Raw genomic sequence first — 17,769 nt, 5'->3', positions numbered from 1 at the left:
TCACCAGTCGAACGCCGGGCCGCGCGCGACCCCGCCGGGCAGCAGCGGCCGCTGCGTGTACTCCCAGGACTCGGCCACCACGTACCGCCCGCCGTGCGGCACATCCATGTCCACCGGGCCGCAGTTGTGCTTCAGCGCGAAGTCGGTGAACATCAACTCCTTGCAGACGAACGGGCCGGCGACGATCTGATCGCTGCTCGCGTCCCGCACGGTCAGCGAGACGTCGGCCTGGATGCCCGGGAACGCCTCCATCTGCCCCAGGACCCGGACGGTCGGGCCGAGCGCGTGACACGGCCGGGCCAGCACCGGATGCCCGAGGTCCCATGTGTACTCGTCGCCGCAGCGCCACGGCCCGAACGTCACCTCGGTGTCACCGCCGGTCGGGCCCGCGGTCGCCCCGGCCTTGGCGCCCTTGCGAGCCTGGCCCGCCGGGCCGGTCGGTGCCACCAGGCCGCCACCCGCCGCGCCGGACGGCGGCGCCCCGGCCAGCGCGGGCAGCCCGGCGGCCGGTCCGGACGGAAGCCCGGTCGGCCGCACCCCCGCGGCCTGCGAGGCGGTGCCCGCCGACGCCGGGGCGCCGCCGATGAACTGCGGCTGCGGAGCCGCCGACGCGGGCTCGTCGCCGTCGCCGATCATGTGCCACGCGTTGTACCCGCCCAGGCCGGACAGCATCACCGCGGCGGCGGCCAGGGTGACCATCAGCCACGGGCGGCGCCACACCCACGAGCGCGGGCCGTTACGGGGCCGGCGGCGCGACGGGGTGCGCCGCACCGACGGGTGCCGCACACCGATCACGCTGGCGACCGAACCGCCGATGACCTCGGTCGCCTCGCCGATCGGGGCGAGGGCGGGCACCCCGGCGGTCTCCTTGGCCAGGCGGCGTAACGCGTCCCCGAGTTCGGCGGCGTCCGGCCGGTCGTCCGGGTCCTTCGCCATGCACCACTCGATCACCGAGCGCACATCGTGGGGCATGCCCGGTGGGTATTGCGGTGCCTCGTCCAAGTGCTGGCGCAGCACGGCGATCGGCTCCCCGGCGTACGGGGGAAGGCCTGTTATCAGTTCGAAAAGGACGACACCGACCGCGTAGACGTCGGACGCGATGACCGCCTCGCCGGAGATCGCCTCCGGGGCCATGTAGTGCGGGGTGCCGACGATGGCCTGCGGCGTGGTCAGGCCCGCGGTGTCGAGGACGCGCGCGATGCCGAAGTCGGTGAGGCGTACGTCGAGACGGCCCTCGTTGTCCTGCAGCAGAATGTTGTCGGGTTTGACGTCGCGGTGCACCACGCCCAGCTCGTGCGCCTGGGCGAGCGCGGCGGCCACCTGGGCCAGCAGATCGGCGGCGTCGGCCGGGGCGAGAGTGCCGAGCGACTGCAGGTGACCGCGCAGGCTGCCGCCGGAGACGTAGTCCATCACCAGCGCGAGTGAGCCGCCGACGCTGAACAGGTCGCGGACGCCGACGATGTTCTCGTGCCGCATCATCATCAGGATCGTGCGTTCCTGCACGAAGCGGATGACCAGCTTCGGTTGTTTCAGCAGTCCTTCGTGCAACAGCTTCACGGCGACGTATTCGCCGGTGGAACGGTCGATGCCGCGCCAGACGGTGCCGGTCGCACCGTGCCCGACCGGGCAGACGAGAACGTACGAGTTGCCCACGCACCGGCCACTGAGATCGGCGGTGGCGGCGGCCTCGCCGCGAACACTGCCGGTCATTGAGGGGGATGACTGCACGTGATGTCCGGTCCTTCCTCTGCATCGTCGGGATCGTTCGGCTTCGCCGATGTTCCGGATCCGACGGGAGGGGAGCAACCTTCGACGCCCGTTCTCTCATGCACGGCGAGTCACGATATTCGAGCGTCACCTGTGCGCTCGGTGACTCGTTCGTCTCTCATCGACAGGTGCGCTTGGGTGACCCTGAGATGGTCACCTCGGCGCTGAACCCGGCCGCCGGCCAAGCGTTGTGTTCGCGTGGATCCCGAAGAGTGGCCGGCCGCGCTCGGCAAATCCTTCCACCTGGAGCCCGCGGCGATCAGCGACGAACGGCCGAGCGGCATGCTGGCCCGCGCGTCGCTCGGCCGGCTGGCGGCGTACCAGTTGAGCGGCACGCCACAGATGATTCGCGGTGGCGGCCGGGGCAAGTCCGCGGATCTGCTGCTGGTGGCCGTCCCGCTGCGGGGGTCCGGCCTGCTGTGTCAGGTGGACTCCCAGGTCCGGGTGTCGCCCGGCCAGCTCGTGATGGGCGACGGCGGCGGGCTGCTGGAGGCGGTATTGGCGCAGCCGTGGACGTTCACGATGCTCGCCTTCGAACGCGCGGCCATCTCGCTGCCGGACCGGTTTCTGCGCGGGTCGATGCGCCGGGTGGTCACCCTCGATGACGGCCCGGGTGCGGTGCTGCCGGGCTTCATCGCCTCGGCGATCCGCCAGGGCCCCTCGATGGGCTCGGCGGCCGAGCGCATCGGCGAGGCGGTGCTGCATCTCATCGCCGGAACGCTGGGCGCGGCCGGGCTGCCGGACAACGACGCGGCGGCGGACGCCCAGCGGATCCGGGTCATCGGGTACGCGCGCCGGCACCTGACCGAAGCCGACCTGACGCATGACCGTGTCGCGGCCGCGCTGCACATGTCACCGCGGACGCTGCACCGGCTGTTCGAGGACGAGCCGTACACGGTCACCGAATACATTCGTGTCCAGCGTCTGGCGGCGGCCCGGCGCGACCTGGCCGACCCGCTGTTCCGCCATCGCAGCATCGCCGGTGTCGCGGCCCACTGGGGCTTCGCCAGCCAGGCGCATTTCACCAGAGCGTTCCAGGCCCAGTACGGGGTGACCCCGTCCGCGGCCCGGCACGGCGAAACGGGACAAACCGTGGCACCCGGCAGTGCTCGAGGCGACTCCGGGGTTCCCTGGGCCTAGTTTTGTCAGCGCTGGTCAAAGGCCCTGGCAGGATCGGTCAAATCGCGGCGTGCCCGGCGCGGGAGCCTCAGTCTCCGGGGGGCAGGCCGCCTCCGGCTAGCACCGGAGGCGGTCTCTCACATGCGGGACAGCTCGGCCATCCGGCTCATCCCCGCGCCGACGTGCCGGCGGAAGCGGTCCACCGCGGTGCTCACGTCGGCGGCGCCCGCCATGTCCGGGGGGATGCGCGCCGGGTTCAGCGAGACCCGGTCGGCCCACGCCTTGATGTCCGGGTCGGCCCCGAACGACATCGAGGCCTGATTGCCCAGCACCTGCATCAGCGCCCAGTCGGCGGGTGTGTTCGAGTACGGCGACGGCGGGCACAACGCGTTCTTCGCGTCGTCGCCGCCGACGGTGGCTTCGACATAGCCGGCGAGCGCGGCGCCGAAGCAGGGGAACCCGGTCCGGATCGGCTGCAGGGTGATCGCCGCAGAGCCCCAGATCGGCACCAGGGGCCGGTACTGCAATCCGGACGCGGCGCAGTGCACGACGACCGCGTCGGGCGCGATGGTGGCGTTGCCGTCGCGCAGCACCATCCGGCCCGGCTCGACGTGGTGCAGGTGCCCGAGGCGTACGACGTCGCCGATCGTGCGTAACCGGTCGAGCTCCCACCGCGCGAGCGTCGGGGTCTTCGCCATCGTCGGGGTCACCGCCGGGTCGATGCGCAGCATCACCTCGATGTCCTCCAGGCGGGCGAACATGTCGTCCGGTGACTTCGCCGCGGCCGCCGCCTGCAGGATGTCCGCCGCCATGCCGATGAACACGGCGGGGTCCGGCTGCACGACCGCGCGGTTGAGCATCCACGGGTCGCGGGCCCGGACCCAGCGGATCGCACCCGGGTCGACCCCGTTCCCGAGAAGCCAGACGCACGCGTCGGTCGCCGTCTTCCCGGAGCCGACGATCACGTACTGCGACGGCGCCTCGGCCACGTTGACCAGGTCGTTGGCCGCGATGACGCGCACCCCCTCGGCGATCCCGAAGGGTGGCGGCGTCCGGGACGGGATCTGCGGGCCGAGGTAGCGAGCGTCGACGACCCGGGTCCGGCCGCGCACCTCGTACCGCGTGCCGGACAGCCGCGACACGAACCGGCCCTCGCCCAGATACTCGCAGTTCGGGTGGAAGGAGACCTTGCCCGAGGGGATCATCCGTTCGCGCAGCACCCGCTCGTAGTACGCGCAGACCTCCGGCGCCGTCGCCCGCTCGTGCAGCCCGGCCTCGGGCCCGTCGCGCTGGACGCGGCCGCCGCCGAGCAGCGTCGAGGCCACGCCGTAGAACGCGGACGCCTGGTGCAGCCGGACGAACGGGTACGCGTCCAGCCAATGACCGCCGACGGCGTACCGGCGGTCGACCATGACCACGCGCACGTCCGCGTGGTCGATCAGCGCGTCGGTGAACGCCATCCCGGCCGCCCCGGCGCCGACCACGAGATAGTCGGCCTCCAACACCTCCACAGACGGATGCTCACCCGGGTCCCGTACCAGGTCAATAGGCCTTTGAGTCCGGGAACACACGTCGCGGGGCCGGATCGGGTGAAGCAATCGCCTGGTCATACGTTCCCCCCATGAGGTCGGGCTGGACGGGCCCGGCGTCATGAAGGGAGATCCCGATGGCCTTTCCGAACGTGGACGCCGTCGTTGTCGGTGCCGGCCCGGCCGGCCTGGCGACCAGTCAGTACCTGTCGGCACGCGGTATCGAGCACGTCGTGCTGGAACGCGACGTGGTCGGCTCCACCTGGCGCGCCGAGCGGTGGGACAGCTTCACGCTGGTGTCGCCGACCTGGGGGATCCGCCTTCCGGAGGTGGACCTCTCCGGGTTGGACCCGGACGGGTTCCTCCCGCTGGAGGCGGTCGTCGAGCTGTTCGAGTCGTATGCCCGGTCGATCAACGCTCCGGTACGGGCCGGGGTCGAGGTCACCAAGCTGCGCCGCGAGGACGGGGGTTACGTGCTGAGCACCTCCGAGGGCGACTGGCACACCCGCGCGGTCGTGGTGGCCAGCGGCGGGCTCCGGCGCCCGCACATCCCGGACGTCGAGGTGCCCGCCGGGGTGACGGCGTTGCACGCCATCGACTACCGCCGGCCGGACCAGCTGCCGCCCGGCGCCGTGCTCGTGGTGGGCAGCGGTCAGTCCGGCAGCCAGATCGCCGAGGAGCTGCGCGCGGCGGGTCGCACGGTCTACCTCTCGACCAGCCCGGTCGGCCGCGCGCCCCGCCGGTATCGGGGAAAGGACTTCTTCTACTGGATGAGCCGGAGCGGCAACCTCGACCAGAAGACGGACCAGACACCCGAGATGATCAGGCGTTCCGGCCAGGCCATGCTCAGCGGCGGGCACGGCGGTCACACCATCGCCCTGCAGCAGCTGGCCCGCGACGGGGTGAACCTGCTGGGCCATCTGAACGGCACCGCCGGCGGACGGTTCCTGTTCGCCGACGATCTCGCGCAGAACATGAAGTTCGCGGACGATTTCGCGGCCCGGATACGCGGCCAGATCGACAAATACCTCGAAAGCCAGCCCGGCGAGTTCCCGCCGCCCGACACGGACCCGGTCGAGCGTCCCCTCGACGTCGCCCCGGACGCCCCCACCGAGCTGGACGCGTCCGCCGTCGCCACCGTGCTGTGGTGCACCGGCATGCGGCCGGACACCGGCTGGCTGCCCGACGACATGCTCGACGCGTCCGGCGTTCCGCAGCCGGAGGACGGCTCGCTGCACGTCGTCGGGTTCCCCTGGCTGACCCATCGCGCCTCCGGCGTGCTCTACGGCATGGCAACCGACGCCGCCGGCGCCGCCGACCGGATCAAGGCCCACCTGTCCGCGTGAACCCCTACTCGGGCCGGATGTTGTGGTTGACGCGAAACACGTTGCCCGGGTCGACGCGGCGCTTGAGCTCGGCGAGCCGGTCGTAGCGCGCCGCGCCGTAGGCGAGCCGCACCTGCTCCGGCGTGGTGGCTTCCTCTTTGGACAGGAAGTTGACCATGCGGCGCCCGTCGACCGCCCACGGCTCGAACACCCGCGTCATGCGGTCGAGCCAGCCGCGCAGCGGATCGCCCTGGTCCGGGCCGCCCACTCCGAAGCCGAACACGACGTACGGGATACCGCGGGTCGGTACCGCGTTCGGCACCGCGGGCTCCCGGTCGAGAGCACCGCCGAGCGCGCGGATCTCGATGCTGAGCAGCGGGTTGCCCGAGTCCGGTCCGGCGAAGTCGAGCAGCGCGTCGAGCGCCTCCGGGGTGAACTCCCGCAGCGTCGTGGTGCGGTCGTAGTAGGGGATCGGCTCCGGCGGGTCCAGATGGATCAGCGGGCTGTCCGCGAACGGCAGCATCCGGACCCCGTCGATCAGTGCCGGGGCGGCCGCGCGGATCGGTTCGAGCAGCCGTTCGCCGTCCTCCGCCGTACCCAGGTACGCGAAGCGAACGTGCAGCACGAACGCCCCGCGCAGCGGCTCCGGCAGGTCGGGCAGCGGGGGCAGCCGCTGCACGGCGACCGAGGTGGTCGCCTGCTCCGGCAGCGAGGGCGCCCACGTGCGCCACACCCGCAGCACGTCGGCCATCCGCTCGCCGGCGAAGTGCAGGCCGCCGCCGTAGAACTCGGTGACCTCGAACAGCTCGAACTCGATGGCGGTCACCACGCCGAAGTTGCCCTTGCCGCCGCGCAGTCCCCAGAACAGGTCGGGGTCGCTGTCGGCGGTGACCTGCACCAGCTCGCCGTCGGCGGTGACGAGCTCGAGGCGCGTGACGTGGTCCGCGGCGTACCCCTGCGAGCGGCCGAACACCGGGCTCTGCCCGCCGCCGAGCGTGTAGCCGATGACGCTGACCGTCGGCGAGGACCCGCTCATCGGCGCGAGCCCAAGCTTGGCCGCCGCCGCCACCGCGGTCGCCCAGCGCACGCCGGCCTCGACCCGGGCGGTGCGGGTGCCGGCGTCGACGCGTACGGCCTGCATCCTCGATGTGTTGATCAGGACGGCCCCCCGCGCGTCCTGGGCGACCTGATGTCCGGTGGCCCGCACCGCCACCGGCAGGCCGTGGCGCACGGCGAAACGGACCGCGGCCTGGACGTCCGCCGCGCTCGTGGCCCCCACCACGACGGCCGGCTCCATCGGATTGTTCAGGTTGAACGAGGCCACCTCGTCGGCGTAACCGTCGTCGCCCGGCAGCAGCACCGGCCCGGCGACCGCGCCGCGGAGTTCCTCGGAGTTCTCCCGCACAGCCATTCCCCCAATTCAATCTTGCAGAAACGGAATTTAAGATTCCGGATCGGGCTGAAGACTAACTTGACCGAGCGCGCGGAGGCTTCTCCTGCGAGCGGCATCACAGCGCCGTCACGTACAGTGCAGGCGGAACGATGGGACGGGACGGAACGTTGCGGAAGGACGCCGAGCGCAACCGCGAGCGCATCATCGCCGCGGCCACGAAGGTCTTCGCCGAGGTCGGCGTGCACGCCCCCGTGGACGAGATCGCCAAGGAGGCCGGCGTGGGCGTCGGCACGATCTACCGGCGCTTCCCCGACCGTACGGAATTGGTCGAAGCGGTCTTCGTCGGCCGGGTCGAGCGGTACCTGACGATCGCGCGCGAGTGCATGCGGATCCCGGACGCGGGCGAGGCGTTCCGCACGTACGTGCAGCGGATGTGCGCGATGCAGGCCGAGGACCAGCTCGTCACCGACGTCCTGACGTTGAACCTGCCGGTCTATCCGCGGCTGCCGCAGCTGCAGATGCGCCTGCACGCCATGCAGAACCGGCTGATCCGCGGGGCCAAGCGCGCGGGCCGGCTGCGCGCGGACTTCACCCCGGAGGACATGGCTCTCGTGCTGATCGCCAACGCCGCGATCGTGAAGGCGCTCGGCCGCGACCTCCCGCAGGGCTCACCGCGCTTCGTCGGGCTCACCCTCGACGGGCTCGGCACCGACCGGCCCAGCGAGTTGCCCCCGTCGGTGCCGGCCGCGCCGCTGGTCCTCGCGATGCAGCGGCCCCCGGTGCACCGTCGGCCGACCCGCGGCCGGCCGCTGTAGCTCTCAGTCCGTGTCGACGTGCTCGATCACGTGGTTGCTGAGGCGGGTGAGGGTCGCGACGTCCTCGTCGGACAGCGACCCGAGCACCGGGTCACGCAGTGCGCTCCGCTGGCTGCGCAGAACCTTGGTGACCAGCTTGCGTCCCTCCGGCGTGAGGGTGGCCTCCTGCGCGCGCCGGCCACCGACGACGGGGTAGCGGACGACGAGGCCCTGGCGTTCGAGGGTGCCCAGCGCGTGGCTGAGCCTGCTGAGTGAGTAGCGCAGGATGTCCGCGACGTCCTTGAGCCCGAGGGTGACGCGCGGGGTGCCGGCGAGCAGCACGAGGATCTTGAACTGGCCGTGCGAGATGCCGCCGTCGCGTTGTGCCTGCCGTTCGAGTGCGGCGTCGAGCACGTGCGCGGCGAGGATGAGCGATTCCCACGCGGTGACCCGGGCGGCGTCGTCCGCGTCGTCGACACGGGCGTGCGACGCGTCGTGCTGCTGCGGCTCCATCGCGACCCCCTCGACATGCCGATCCGGTGCCCGCGGCGATCGCGCCCCGGGCACCCCCCGTACCGGTAAAGGATCTCAGACCATCGCGTTGCCGTTCGCCGAGGCGTCGGCGGTGACCTCCTCCTGGACGACGTCCCAGTGCTCGACGATCTTCCCCTTCTCGAGGCGGAAGATGTCGACGATCACCACCGGGCCCGGTGCCCAGCCCAGGACCCGGCTGTGCGTGAACACGAGGTCTCCGGAAGCGGCGATCCGCTGCGGTTCCCAGGAGAAGCCCTCCAGGGTGGGCACGATGGTGCGCAGCGTGTCCAGCCCGTTGGGCATCTGCGGGCTGTGCTGGGTGTAGGGCTCGGCCCAGTAGCGATCGAGCGCGGTGACGTCCTTGTCGGCGAAAAGCTCGCGCATGGCGGTCAGGACGATTTCGATGTTGCGCTGCGACTCGTCGTCATCGGTCGTGCTCATGCTTCGTGAATCCTTCTTCGCGCTCGGTGAGTTGAACATTCAAGTCAAGGGCAAAATCAGGTCAGCATCGGATGGCCGCTCACGGTTCGATCATCCGGGACGTACGCCTGGACGACGTCCCAGTGCTCGGCGATGCGGCCGTCCTCGAACCGGAAGACGTCGACCACCGCGGCATCGCCGTCGGGGAGATAGCCACCGATCCGGGCGAGTGCGATGACGTGATCGCCGTCCTCGAACGCTCGCAGCATGGTGTACCGGAAGTCCTCGGGAAGCGTCGGCAGAAGTTCGATCAGGCCGTCGCGACCGTCGGCGATCATCGGGTTGTGCTGTATGTAGTCGTCGGCGAAGTACCGCTCCACGGCCGTGATGTCGCGCTGATTGAACAGCTCGTCCATGGCCTTGCGCGCGGTTGACTTGTTGCCCGGCATGGCGGGCCTCCTCGGTTTCCTGGGCTGGCAGCGGCAGGCGTGCGCCGCTGAGTTGAACATTAAACTCAGCGGGCTGCGCTTTCCAATGCCGCACGAGAAGCGTCACAACGGTGAACGTTGCCGTCCACAGTGCGTATCACGGCCGACCCTCCACCCTCGGTTATGACCTTCGTCACTCCGAAGAATTCCGTTCGGGAAGGTGGCAACGTCATGAACGTGCAGCTCAGCTATCGGCGTCCGGGGCCCTGGGGCGAGGTGGTGCTGGCGGTGCTCGCCGCGATCGCCGGGTTCGCGGTGGCGAGCCTCGTCTGCGTCGCCGCGCGGCACCTGCACGTGCCCGCCGTGGTCCTGGGCCTGATCCTGCTCGCCGCCGTGCTGGTGCTCGCCCGGATGACCGGCATCCTGTACGCGTTGCCGGTCGGTGTGGCGGCCGTGCAGGCGTACGACTGGTTCTTCCTGCCGCCGCTGCGCGACCTCAATGCCGCCGCCCTGTCCGTGCTCGGCCTGCTCATCGCGATGACGGTGATCGTCGGCCGGGTCACCACGACGGCGGCCCGCAACGCCGTGGCCTCCGAACGAGCCCGCGGACTCCTGGCCGACGACCAGGCCGCGTTACGACGGGTGGCGACCCTGGTGGCCGGCGGTGCCCGCCCGGCCGAGGTGTTCCAGGCGGTCGCCGACGAGCTCGCCGGCCTGATCGGCGCCGACTCCAGCTGCGTGGCCCGCCTCGACGACGGCGACCCCGGCAGCGACCCGTGGGTCACCATCGTCGGCTCGTACGGCCGGCTGCGCGAGGTCATGCCGGTCGGGATGAGGGTGCGGCTCAAACCGGGCATGATGATGCGCGCCGCCGTCGACACCCGGGAATCGGCCTCGCTGTCGAACGCGGGCATGCACCGCGGCCCGTTCGGTGGCCTGGCCGACGACCTCGAGATTCGCACCGGGGTCTCCACGCCGGTGCTGGTGGGTTCCCGGCCGTGGGGCGTGGTCGTGGTGGCGACCCGCGGCGACTTCCAGCCCGGTTACCAGGCCCGCATCGCCGGTTTCACCGAGCTGGCCGCCATGGCGATCGCCAACACCGAGGCCGACGAGCAGCTCAGTGAACTGGCGGACGTTCAGGCCTCGCTGCGCCGCCTGGCACTGCTCATCGCGCAGGGCAAACCCCCGGAACTGATCTTCTCGGCGATCAACAAGGAGGTGCTCCGCCATTTCGGCGACGGCGGCGGCACCGCCCGGCTGGTCCGTTTCGAGCTGGACGGCACGGTGACCTTCGTGGCCCAGGAGGGCAGCGCCGGCCCGTACCGGCAAGGCGACCCGCACGAGGCGGTGCCGCGCGAGGGAATCCTGGAGACGGTACGCCGCACCGGCCGCCCCGCCCGCGTCAACGACTACCGCACGCTGGCCGGCGGCGAGTATTACGAGCGGGGCGGAGTGGTGTCCGCGGTGGCCGTGCCGGTCCTGGTCAACGCGCGGCTCTGGGGCATGATCGTGGTCGGCGCCGACCACGGGCGACTGCCCGCCGACCTGGAGGTACGCCTGTCCGAGTTCACCGAGCTGGTCGCCACCGCCGTGGCCGACGCGCAGAGCCGCGCCGAACTCACCAGCTCGCGAGCCCGCATCGTGGCCGCCGCCGACGAGACCCGCCGCCGCATCGAACGCGACCTGCACGACGGCGTACAGCAGAGTCTTGTCACCATGGCCCTGCGTTTACGCTCGTCGGCCGCCGCCGGCCGCGGCGAGGTGCTGGAGGACGCCGCCGAGAGCCTGCTGACCGTCATCGACGAGCTGCGGGAGCTCTCGCACGGCATCCACCCGGCGATCCTGTCCGACTCCGGATTGCAGGCCGCGTTGCGAGCGCTCGCCAGGCGAGCCCCGGTGCCGATGGAGATCGAGGTCGACCTGCACGGCCGGCTCCCGGCGCCGGTGGAGGTGGGTGCCTACTACGTGGTCTCGGAAATGCTGACGAACGCCGTCAAACACGCCAATGCCGCAGCCGTACGCGTCGAGCTGGAGGCGTCCGGGAACCTGCTGACGCTGCGGGTCCACGACGACGGCGTGGGTGGGGCCGACCCGGATCGCGGCACCGGCCTGCTCGGCCTGAAGGACCGGATCGAGGCGCTGGGCGGCACCTTCGACGTGCACAGCCCGGCCGGCAGCGGCACGACGGTGACCTGCCGCATTCCGTTAGAGCCGCCGGCGCACCTTTAGGGCCGGCGCTCAGAAGCCGAGCAGTCGCGCGGCGTTGCGGTCCAGGACGTCCGCGCCCGCGGAGCCGAGGCCCTCGCCCACATAGCTGACGGCGCGGCGGAACAGATCCCCGTCCTCGTACGGGAAATCGGTGCCCAGCACGAGCCGGTCCGCACCGAACGTCTCGGCGGCCGCCCGCACCGCCGGCAGGTGGGTGTGCCCGACCGTGTCGTACCAGAGCCGGCGTGCCGCGTCGCTCGGCTTCTCCGGGGCGCCGGGGGCTTCCCAGACGGACTGGTTGTCGATCCGCTGCAGCAGCATGGGCAACGCGCCGCCCAGATGCGAGATAATGATCTTCACGTTCGGGTAGCGGCTCGGGATGCCCGCGAGCAGCAGCTGGGTCACCGCGATCGTGTCCTCGACGGGCGCGCCCACCATCCAGGTCATGTGGTGCTCGGCGATCAGCGGGGTGCGAGCGGACTCGCCCGCCGGGTGCACATAGAGGACGGTGCCGCGCCGGTCGAGTTCCTCCCACAGCGGTGTCAGGACGGGATCGGCCAGCGACTTGCCCAGGACGTCGGTGGTCACGGCCGCGCCGAGCATGCCGAGGTCGTCCAGAGCGCGGGCCAGCTCCGTCAGCGCGGCGTCCAGGTGGGGCAGCGGCAGGGCGGCGAAGGCGGAGAACCGCTCCGGATAATGTGCGGTGAATTCGGCGTACGTGTCGTTGGCCAGCCGTGCCGCCTGCACGGCTTCCCGCTCGTCGACCAGATGCGGGACCCGGGGCGAGACCGACAGCACCTGCCGGTCGACGCCCGCGGAATCCATCAGCCGGAATCGGGCGTCCAGCTCCGCGGCGCTGCCACCCGCGCCGAGACCCCGATGAACAGAGGCGTTCTGCCCGTACGCCTCCACCAGGTCCAGATACTCGTCGGTCCACAGGTGGGCGTGCACATCGATACGCATAATCACTCCTTCACTCGCCTTCAACCGCCGAACCAAACTACACCGTTCAGTAAAATCACACCACACGGTTTAGTTTGCTAGGCTCGCTCCGTGGCGGACGACACAGACACCGACGAGCTGGGCATTCCCGTTTTGGCAAAGCCGCTGAGCGCCTCCGGGCGGAAACGCGCCTCGATCACCGAGGCCGCCATCGCCGAGTTCGTCCAGCGCGGCTACACCGGAGCGTCGGTCGATTCCATCGCCACGCGGGCGGGCGTCTCGAAGCCGACGATCTACAGCCACTTCGGCAACAAACAGCGGCTCTTCCTCGCCGTCATCGGCGGCTACCTCCGGGACAGCTACACCGATCTCGGACCTCGCGCCGACGGGATCGCCGACGCGCCCGACCTGCGAACCGCGCTCGTCGACTTCCTCGGCGCCTGGGTCGAGGTGGTGCTGCGCGAGGACATCATGACGCTGCGCCGCCTGGTGATCGGCGAGGTGGAGCGCTTCCCGCAGCTCGGCGAGGTGTGGGCGCGGATCAACATCGTGCACGACGACGCCCTGGTGCGCGCCTTCACCGCCCTCGACCAGCGCGGCACGCTCCAGGTCCCGGACCCCCGCGCCGCCGTCCGGCAGCTGATCGCGATGACGATCGGCGCCGCCCAGCTCATCCGCACGTTCCGCCCGGCCTACCGCTTCGACGACGGCGAACTGGACGCGCTGGTCACCTCCGGCGTCGACGTGTTCCTCAGCGCGTACGCAGGCTTCGTCGTCCCGGCTGCCGTCGTCAGTCGCCGGCGTAGGGCTGGGTGAGCGAGAACGGCGTGCGGGCCAGCTCCAACGCCGCCGCGGGGAACCCGGATCCTTCGGTGTAGTAGCGAGCGCGGGTGCGGCCGACGGTGGCGAGCACGCCGGCCGCGGCCAGGTCGCGCAGATCGCGTTGGGCCTGCTGCAGGGTGAGGCCCTCGGCCTGCTCGTAGCGCGAGCGCCGGACCCGGCCGGCGAGGGCGACGTCGTGCAGCGCCGACACGACTCGTTCATCCCATCCGGCGGTGCCGGCGAACGTGGTGAGCAGCTCCCACACGGCCGCGGACCGGTCCAGCCGATGCCGCACGGTCTGCGCCTGCTGGTGGTACGCCACCAGGTTGAACCGGATCCAGTCGGAGACGTCCTGATCGGGTTGATAGGTGGCGCCCCGGCTCTGGAGCACCCGGTAGTAGTCCCACGTGTTGCCCGGCCGCCCAAGCCACGCCTCGATCGAGGAGAACTCCGGGGCGAGGACTCCTTCGCGGGCGATCATGAGGGTCTGCAGCGATCGGGACATCCGGCCGTTGCCGTCCGCCCACGGGTGGATGGACACCAGGTGCAGATGGGCCATGGCCGCGCGGATGAGCGGGTGCACGTCGTCGTCGGTGTTGAGCCAGGCGACGAGCTCGGCCATCAGAGCGGGGACCGCCGCCGCGGCGGGCGCGGTGTATGCCGCGACCGACGGGTCTCGGGGATCGGTGACATAGACCTGGCCGGCCCGCCATTGCCCGGCCGGCTTGTTGCGTGTGTGGCGATGCCCTTGCAGCATCCAGTGCAGGGCGTTCAGCAGGCCTTTGCTGTATTCGAAGTCGGCGACGTCGTGCAGCGACCGCACGTGGCTCATCATGCGCTCGTACGCGAGAGTTTCCGCGCGGTTCTCGTCGGACACTTCGACGTCCTTCTCGCCGGCCATCAAGTCCTGGACGTCCTGCGTGCTGACGCGGAAGCCTTCGATGGAGTTGGAGGCGGCGACAGCGTCGGCCGTCAGGAACCTGCGCAGCCCGGACGTCCACGTGCCGGGGCAACCCTGTAGCTGGCGACGAAGCCCGTCGCGCATCGCGTCGACGCCGGCCAGAACTCTCCGGTCAGCGGGGGTCAGGAGCGGAGTAGGGAACAGCACGACCACATGAGAGAGTGACGCAATCGTCATGTCAAGCGGGGTTGGCGGGGGTGAACTGGCCCGGGGCCTGGCTCTGCTCGGCTCGGATGACGTGCATGACCGCGTTGATCAGGGCCAAGTGGGTGAAGGCCTGCGGGAAATTGCCCAGGTGCCGGCCGCTGTACGTGTCGATCTCCTCGGCGTACAGCTCGAGCGGGCTCGCGTACGCCAGCAGCCGCTCGCACAGCTTGCGGGCCTGGTCCACCTCGCCGATCTCCACCAGGGCGGCGGCCAGCCAGAACGAGCAGATCGTGAACGTGCCCTCCTCGCCGGAGAGGCCGTCGTCGGTCTCGTCGACGCGATAGCGCAGCACCAGGCCGTCCACGGTCAGCTCCGCCGCGATCGCCAGCACGGTGGCGCGGATCCGTGGGTCGGCGGGCGGCAGGAACCGCATCAGTGGCAGGAGCAGCAGGGAGGCGTCCAACGCGGACGACCCGTAGCGCTGCACGAACACCCCGCGGTCGTCCACGCCGTTGGCGCACACCTGCGCGTGGATCTGGTCGGCGAGCGTCTGCCATTTGTCCGCGTACTCCGGCTCGTCGTACAGGCGGGCCAGGCGCGCACCGCGGTCCAGCGCCACCCAGCACATCACCTTGCTGGACACGAAATGCTGGGGCTCGCCGCGGACCTCCCAGATGCCGCGGTCGGGTTCCTCCCAATGCGCGGCCGCCTGTTCCACCTGTTGTTTGAGCACCGGCCACAAGGACTCCGGCAGTTGCTCCCGGGAACGCGCGTGCAAATAGACCGAATCGAGTACGGCGCCCCACACGTCGTGCTGCCGCTGTTTATAGGCCGCGTTGCCGACGCGTACGGGAAATGCGCTCTCATAGCCGGACAGGTGCGGCAGGGATTCCTCCTCGATCTCCCGTTCCCCGCCGACGCGATACATCACCTGCAGCGGGTGGCCGTCGCGGCAGGCGTCCTGAATGAAGTAGAAGAAGTCGTTGGCCTCGCGGTCGAAGCCGAGCGTGTAGAGGCCCCACAGCGCGAACGTCGAATCCCGCACCCAGGCGTAGCGGTAGTCCCAGTTGCGTTCGCCGTGCGGGGTCTCCGGCAGCGCCATCGTCGCCGCGGCCAGCAACGCCCCGGTCGGCGCGTACGTGAGGCCCTTGAGCGTGAGCGCGCTGCGCTGCAGGTAGCTGCGCCACGGATGGTCCGGGAAGTTACCCAGCGTGATCCACTGCCGCCAGTACTCCGAGGTGCGTTCCATCCGCTCGCGGGCCTCGTCCAGGGTGCGCGGCGGCGGCAGCGGCGACCACGACAACGCCACGAAATGCCAGTCACCTTCGACCATTCTCGTACGCGCGTGCAGGCCCCGCCCCTCGATGCCAGGCCGTAGGTCGGTGGTCAGCCGCAGCGTGACATCGCCCTCGGCCACCAGTTCGCCGTAGCCGGGGCCCTCGTATCGCCAGCTGGCCTCGCGCCGCCCGTAGTCGAACACCGGCTCGCAGGTCATCGACAGGTCGACCGACCCGCTCACGCACCGGACCGTGCGTAACAGGCAGTGCTCGGCGTCGTAGTCGGTCGGCGAGCGGCGGTGCGTGTGCGAGCGTTCGTCCAAGTTGTGCCACGGTCCCATGCACAGCGCGTCGCGGACGATCAGCCAGCCGGTGCGGGTCTGCCAGGTGGTCTCCACCATCAGGCTGCCCGGCATGTAGCGGCGCGCGGCCGGCACCATCTCGTCGTACGGGCCCAGCCGGAACGAGCCAGCGCTGCGATCCAGCATCGTGGTGAACACGCTGGGGGAGTCCGGCCGGGGCAGGCACATCCACTCGACCGCGCCGTTCGGGGCGACCAGGCAGGTCGCCTCGCAGTCGGACAGGAAGGCATAGTCGGCGATCGGGGGGAAGGGGCTGCGGGCCCACGGCTGCGACGTCAACGCCTCGCTCATGCTTGCGATGCTCGTCCGCTTCGGCCGCCCGCGCCAGAGTGAGACCGGCAAATGTTTCCGGTTTTCGAAGCGCGCCCATTGTGGTGCGCGTTGATTTTCCGCCGCGTCGGTCAAGTGACCGCACTTTGATCGTTCGTTGTGCCAGGCGCCACTGACGGTTATTTGCCCGAACCGTTTCCGGCCGATATCCGTTTGTGGATAGTCAACGGCGGAAAAGGAGGACGATCTCATGGCCCGTCTCATCGTCGTCAGCGCGACGCATCCCTATCAGACCATCACCGATATCGCGTGCTCCATCGAGGAGGGAAACGCGATGGCCGCCACGATCAACCGCCAGCACTCCGTGGTCGGGCGGCCCGCGATGGCCACCTGCATTCCGGACACGATGGAAGAGGACGAGCAGTCGGGCCGGCGCGAGGACCGCTGACCGCGGCGAGTTGACGGCGACTGGATCGGCGGTTCAGAGCGCGGCGCTACCGTTGGGGGAATGCAACCCGTCGATACCGAGATCGTCCGTGCCGCCCAGCAAGGAGATCGCCCCAGTTTCGCCCTGCTGTACGAAATGCACTACGCCGGCATGCTCGCGGTCGCGACCTCGATCCTCGGTGCCGTTCCGGAGGCCGAGGACGCCTGCCAGGACGCGGCGATCACCGCGCTCAGCCGGATCGGCGAGCTGCGCGACCCCGCCGCCTTGCGCTCCTGGCTGCACGCCATCGTCCGGAACAACTGCCGCCGGGCGCTCGGGGCGCGTACGCCCGTGCCGGTCGGGGTGGCCGGCGAGAACCTGCTCGCCGACGATCTGGACGACCCGATCGTCCGCATCGAGAACAGCGCGATGCGGGACTGGATCTGGCATGCGCTCGGACAATTGACCCCGGCCGTGCAGCCGGTGGCGATGCTGCGCTACTTCTCCGGGAACAACTCGTACGAGCACATCGCGCAGCTTTGCGGCATTCCGGTCGGAACGGTCCGCAGCCGGTTGAGCGAGGCCCGCCGGCAGCTCGCCGAGATCCTCCCGCGGGTGCGCGACGACCGGCACGACGACGTCGCGGCGCGGACCACCGAGCGGCGCGAGGAGGCGATCGCGATCCTGTCGGCCGCCGCCAGCGGCATGCCGTCGGGCCGGATTGTCGACCGCTGGCACAAGGACGTGGCCATGTTCTGGCCGGAGGGCGTGCAGACCGTCGGGCTGGAGTCGATCTTCGAGGTGATGGCTCGCGATCACCGTGACGGCGTGACCTACCGGCTGAACGCGGTGACCGCGGGGCCCGGCATCACGGTCTGGGAGATGGGCTTCGTCAACCCGCCGCACGACCCGCATCATTGCCCGCCCGGCGCGACGTGGCTGCTGAGCGACAAAAAGGGCCGCGTCCGTCAAACCCGCCTTTTCCGTACGCCTCGACCGGCGCTCGGATAAAAATCCGGCCGGAACTCGAACTTTCCCGCGGGC

The 17,769-nt window shown here is 70.5% G+C and carries 16 protein-coding genes; 7 read left to right on the top strand and 9 right to left on the bottom strand.

From position 1 onward, the window contains the following. Positions 1–1,710, bottom strand: a complete 1,710-nt coding sequence (locus HH310_RS09845) for a serine/threonine-protein kinase (protein ID WP_169175152.1) — start codon at positions 1,708–1,710, stop codon at positions 1–3. Positions 1,711–1,965: 255 nt separating this feature from the next. On the opposite strand from HH310_RS09845, the gene HH310_RS09840 reads away from it, so the two are divergent. After that, a complete protein-coding gene (locus tag HH310_RS09840; protein WP_169175151.1) occupies positions 1,966–2,907 on the top strand; it encodes an AraC family transcriptional regulator in 942 nt (313 codons plus the stop codon). Between the two features lie 116 nt (positions 2,908–3,023). Here the strand turns inward: HH310_RS09840 and HH310_RS09835 are convergent, their stop codons facing one another. Continuing rightward, on the bottom strand, positions 3,024–4,397 hold the full coding sequence (locus HH310_RS09835; protein WP_211191976.1) for a hypothetical protein: 1,374 nt from the start codon (positions 4,395–4,397) through the stop codon (positions 3,024–3,026). 155 nt (positions 4,398–4,552) lie between these two features. Between HH310_RS09835 and HH310_RS09830 the strand changes: the two genes are divergently transcribed. Next, positions 4,553–5,761, top strand: a complete 1,209-nt coding sequence (locus HH310_RS09830; protein WP_169175150.1) for an NAD(P)/FAD-dependent oxidoreductase — start codon at positions 4,553–4,555, stop codon at positions 5,759–5,761. A gap of 4 nt (positions 5,762–5,765) precedes the next feature. Here HH310_RS09830 and HH310_RS09825 read toward each other — a convergent pair whose 3' ends face one another. Continuing rightward, positions 5,766–7,151, bottom strand: a complete 1,386-nt coding sequence (locus tag HH310_RS09825) for an FAD-binding oxidoreductase (RefSeq protein WP_169175149.1) — start codon at positions 7,149–7,151, stop codon at positions 5,766–5,768. A gap of 131 nt (positions 7,152–7,282) precedes the next feature. On the opposite strand from HH310_RS09825, the gene HH310_RS09820 reads away from it, so the two are divergent. Next, positions 7,283–7,948: a TetR/AcrR family transcriptional regulator gene (locus HH310_RS09820; protein WP_169175148.1), complete on the top strand. Its 666-nt coding sequence runs from the start codon at positions 7,283–7,285 to the stop codon at positions 7,946–7,948. Between the two features lie 3 nt (positions 7,949–7,951). On the opposite strand, the gene HH310_RS09815 is transcribed toward HH310_RS09820, so the two are convergent. From HH310_RS09815 to HH310_RS09805, 3 genes are all read right to left on the bottom strand, one after another. Next, the gene (locus HH310_RS09815; RefSeq protein WP_169175147.1) at positions 7,952–8,440 is read right to left on the bottom strand and encodes a MarR family winged helix-turn-helix transcriptional regulator; all 489 of its coding nucleotides are present in this window, start codon (positions 8,438–8,440) and stop codon (positions 7,952–7,954) included. 75 nt (positions 8,441–8,515) lie between these two features. Then, positions 8,516–8,902, bottom strand: coding sequence for a nuclear transport factor 2 family protein (locus HH310_RS09810; RefSeq protein ID WP_169175146.1), 387 nt, complete (start codon positions 8,900–8,902; stop codon positions 8,516–8,518). Between the two features lie 56 nt (positions 8,903–8,958). Then, positions 8,959–9,330 (bottom strand): nuclear transport factor 2 family protein, encoded by a 372-nt coding sequence (locus HH310_RS09805; RefSeq protein ID WP_169175145.1) that lies wholly within the window; start codon positions 9,328–9,330, stop codon positions 8,959–8,961. Between the two features lie 210 nt (positions 9,331–9,540). Here HH310_RS09805 and HH310_RS09800 point away from each other — a divergent pair, with 210 nt between their 5' ends. Beyond that, positions 9,541–11,538 (top strand): GAF domain-containing sensor histidine kinase, encoded by a 1,998-nt coding sequence (locus tag HH310_RS09800; RefSeq protein WP_169175144.1) that lies wholly within the window; start codon positions 9,541–9,543, stop codon positions 11,536–11,538. Between the two features lie 9 nt (positions 11,539–11,547). On the opposite strand, the gene HH310_RS09795 is transcribed toward HH310_RS09800, so the two are convergent. Next, a complete protein-coding gene (locus tag HH310_RS09795) occupies positions 11,548–12,480 on the bottom strand; it encodes an amidohydrolase family protein (protein WP_169175143.1) in 933 nt (310 codons plus the stop codon). 90 nt (positions 12,481–12,570) lie between these two features. Between HH310_RS09795 and HH310_RS09790 the strand changes: the two genes are divergently transcribed. Then, positions 12,571–13,275, top strand: a complete 705-nt coding sequence (locus tag HH310_RS09790) for a TetR/AcrR family transcriptional regulator (RefSeq protein WP_169175142.1) — start codon at positions 12,571–12,573, stop codon at positions 13,273–13,275. On the opposite strand, the gene HH310_RS09785 is transcribed toward HH310_RS09790, so the two are convergent. Both HH310_RS09785 and HH310_RS09780 read right to left on the bottom strand, forming a co-directional pair. Next, positions 13,250–14,389: a Fic family protein gene (locus HH310_RS09785; protein WP_169175141.1), complete on the bottom strand. Its 1,140-nt coding sequence runs from the start codon at positions 14,387–14,389 to the stop codon at positions 13,250–13,252. The genes HH310_RS09790 and HH310_RS09785 overlap by 26 nt on opposite strands. 31 nt (positions 14,390–14,420) lie before the next feature. Then, a complete protein-coding gene (locus HH310_RS09780) occupies positions 14,421–16,319 on the bottom strand; it encodes a glycoside hydrolase family 15 protein (RefSeq protein ID WP_169175140.1) in 1,899 nt (632 codons plus the stop codon). Positions 16,320–16,548: 229 nt separating this feature from the next. Between HH310_RS09780 and HH310_RS09775 the strand changes: the two genes are divergently transcribed. Beyond that, positions 16,549–16,746: a hypothetical protein gene (locus HH310_RS09775; protein ID WP_169175139.1), complete on the top strand. Its 198-nt coding sequence runs from the start codon at positions 16,549–16,551 to the stop codon at positions 16,744–16,746. Positions 16,747–16,806: 60 nt separating this feature from the next. Further along, positions 16,807–17,736 carry an RNA polymerase sigma factor gene (locus HH310_RS09770; protein ID WP_169175138.1) on the top strand — a complete coding sequence of 310 codons (930 nt, stop codon included), beginning with the start codon at positions 16,807–16,809 and terminating at the stop codon, positions 17,734–17,736. Positions 17,737–17,769 lie beyond the last annotated feature (33 nt).

Source organism: Actinoplanes sp. TBRC 11911, assembly GCF_012933445.1.
Lineage (GTDB): Bacteria > Actinomycetota > Actinomycetes > Mycobacteriales > Micromonosporaceae > Actinoplanes.
This window is presented reverse-complemented; position numbering and strand designations above follow the sequence as displayed.

Excerpts from the sequence above, each read along its gene's own strand:
- HH310_RS09780 (WP_169175140.1), bottom strand. The coding sequence starts at position 16,319 with ATGAGCGAGGCGTTGACGTCGCAGCCGTGGGCCCGCAGCCCCTTCCCC.
- HH310_RS09820 (WP_169175148.1), top strand. The coding sequence starts at position 7,283 with ATGGGACGGGACGGAACGTTGCGGAAGGACGCCGAGCGCAACCGCGAG.
- HH310_RS09810 (WP_169175146.1), bottom strand. The coding sequence starts at position 8,902 with ATGAGCACGACCGATGACGACGAGTCGCAGCGCAACATCGAAATCGTC.
- HH310_RS09805 (WP_169175145.1), bottom strand. The coding sequence starts at position 9,330 with ATGCCGGGCAACAAGTCAACCGCGCGCAAGGCCATGGACGAGCTGTTC.
- HH310_RS09815 (WP_169175147.1), bottom strand. The coding sequence starts at position 8,440 with ATGGAGCCGCAGCAGCACGACGCGTCGCACGCCCGTGTCGACGACGCG.
- HH310_RS09795 (WP_169175143.1), bottom strand. The coding sequence starts at position 12,480 with ATGCGTATCGATGTGCACGCCCACCTGTGGACCGACGAGTATCTGGAC.
- HH310_RS09830 (WP_169175150.1), top strand. The coding sequence starts at position 4,553 with ATGGCCTTTCCGAACGTGGACGCCGTCGTTGTCGGTGCCGGCCCGGCC.
- HH310_RS09775 (WP_169175139.1), top strand. The coding sequence starts at position 16,549 with ATGGCCCGTCTCATCGTCGTCAGCGCGACGCATCCCTATCAGACCATC.
- HH310_RS09825 (WP_169175149.1), bottom strand. The coding sequence starts at position 7,151 with ATGGCTGTGCGGGAGAACTCCGAGGAACTCCGCGGCGCGGTCGCCGGG.
- HH310_RS09800 (WP_169175144.1), top strand. The coding sequence starts at position 9,541 with ATGAACGTGCAGCTCAGCTATCGGCGTCCGGGGCCCTGGGGCGAGGTG.
- HH310_RS09770 (WP_169175138.1), top strand. The coding sequence starts at position 16,807 with ATGCAACCCGTCGATACCGAGATCGTCCGTGCCGCCCAGCAAGGAGAT.
- HH310_RS09845 (WP_169175152.1), bottom strand. The coding sequence starts at position 1,710 with ATGACCGGCAGTGTTCGCGGCGAGGCCGCCGCCACCGCCGATCTCAGT.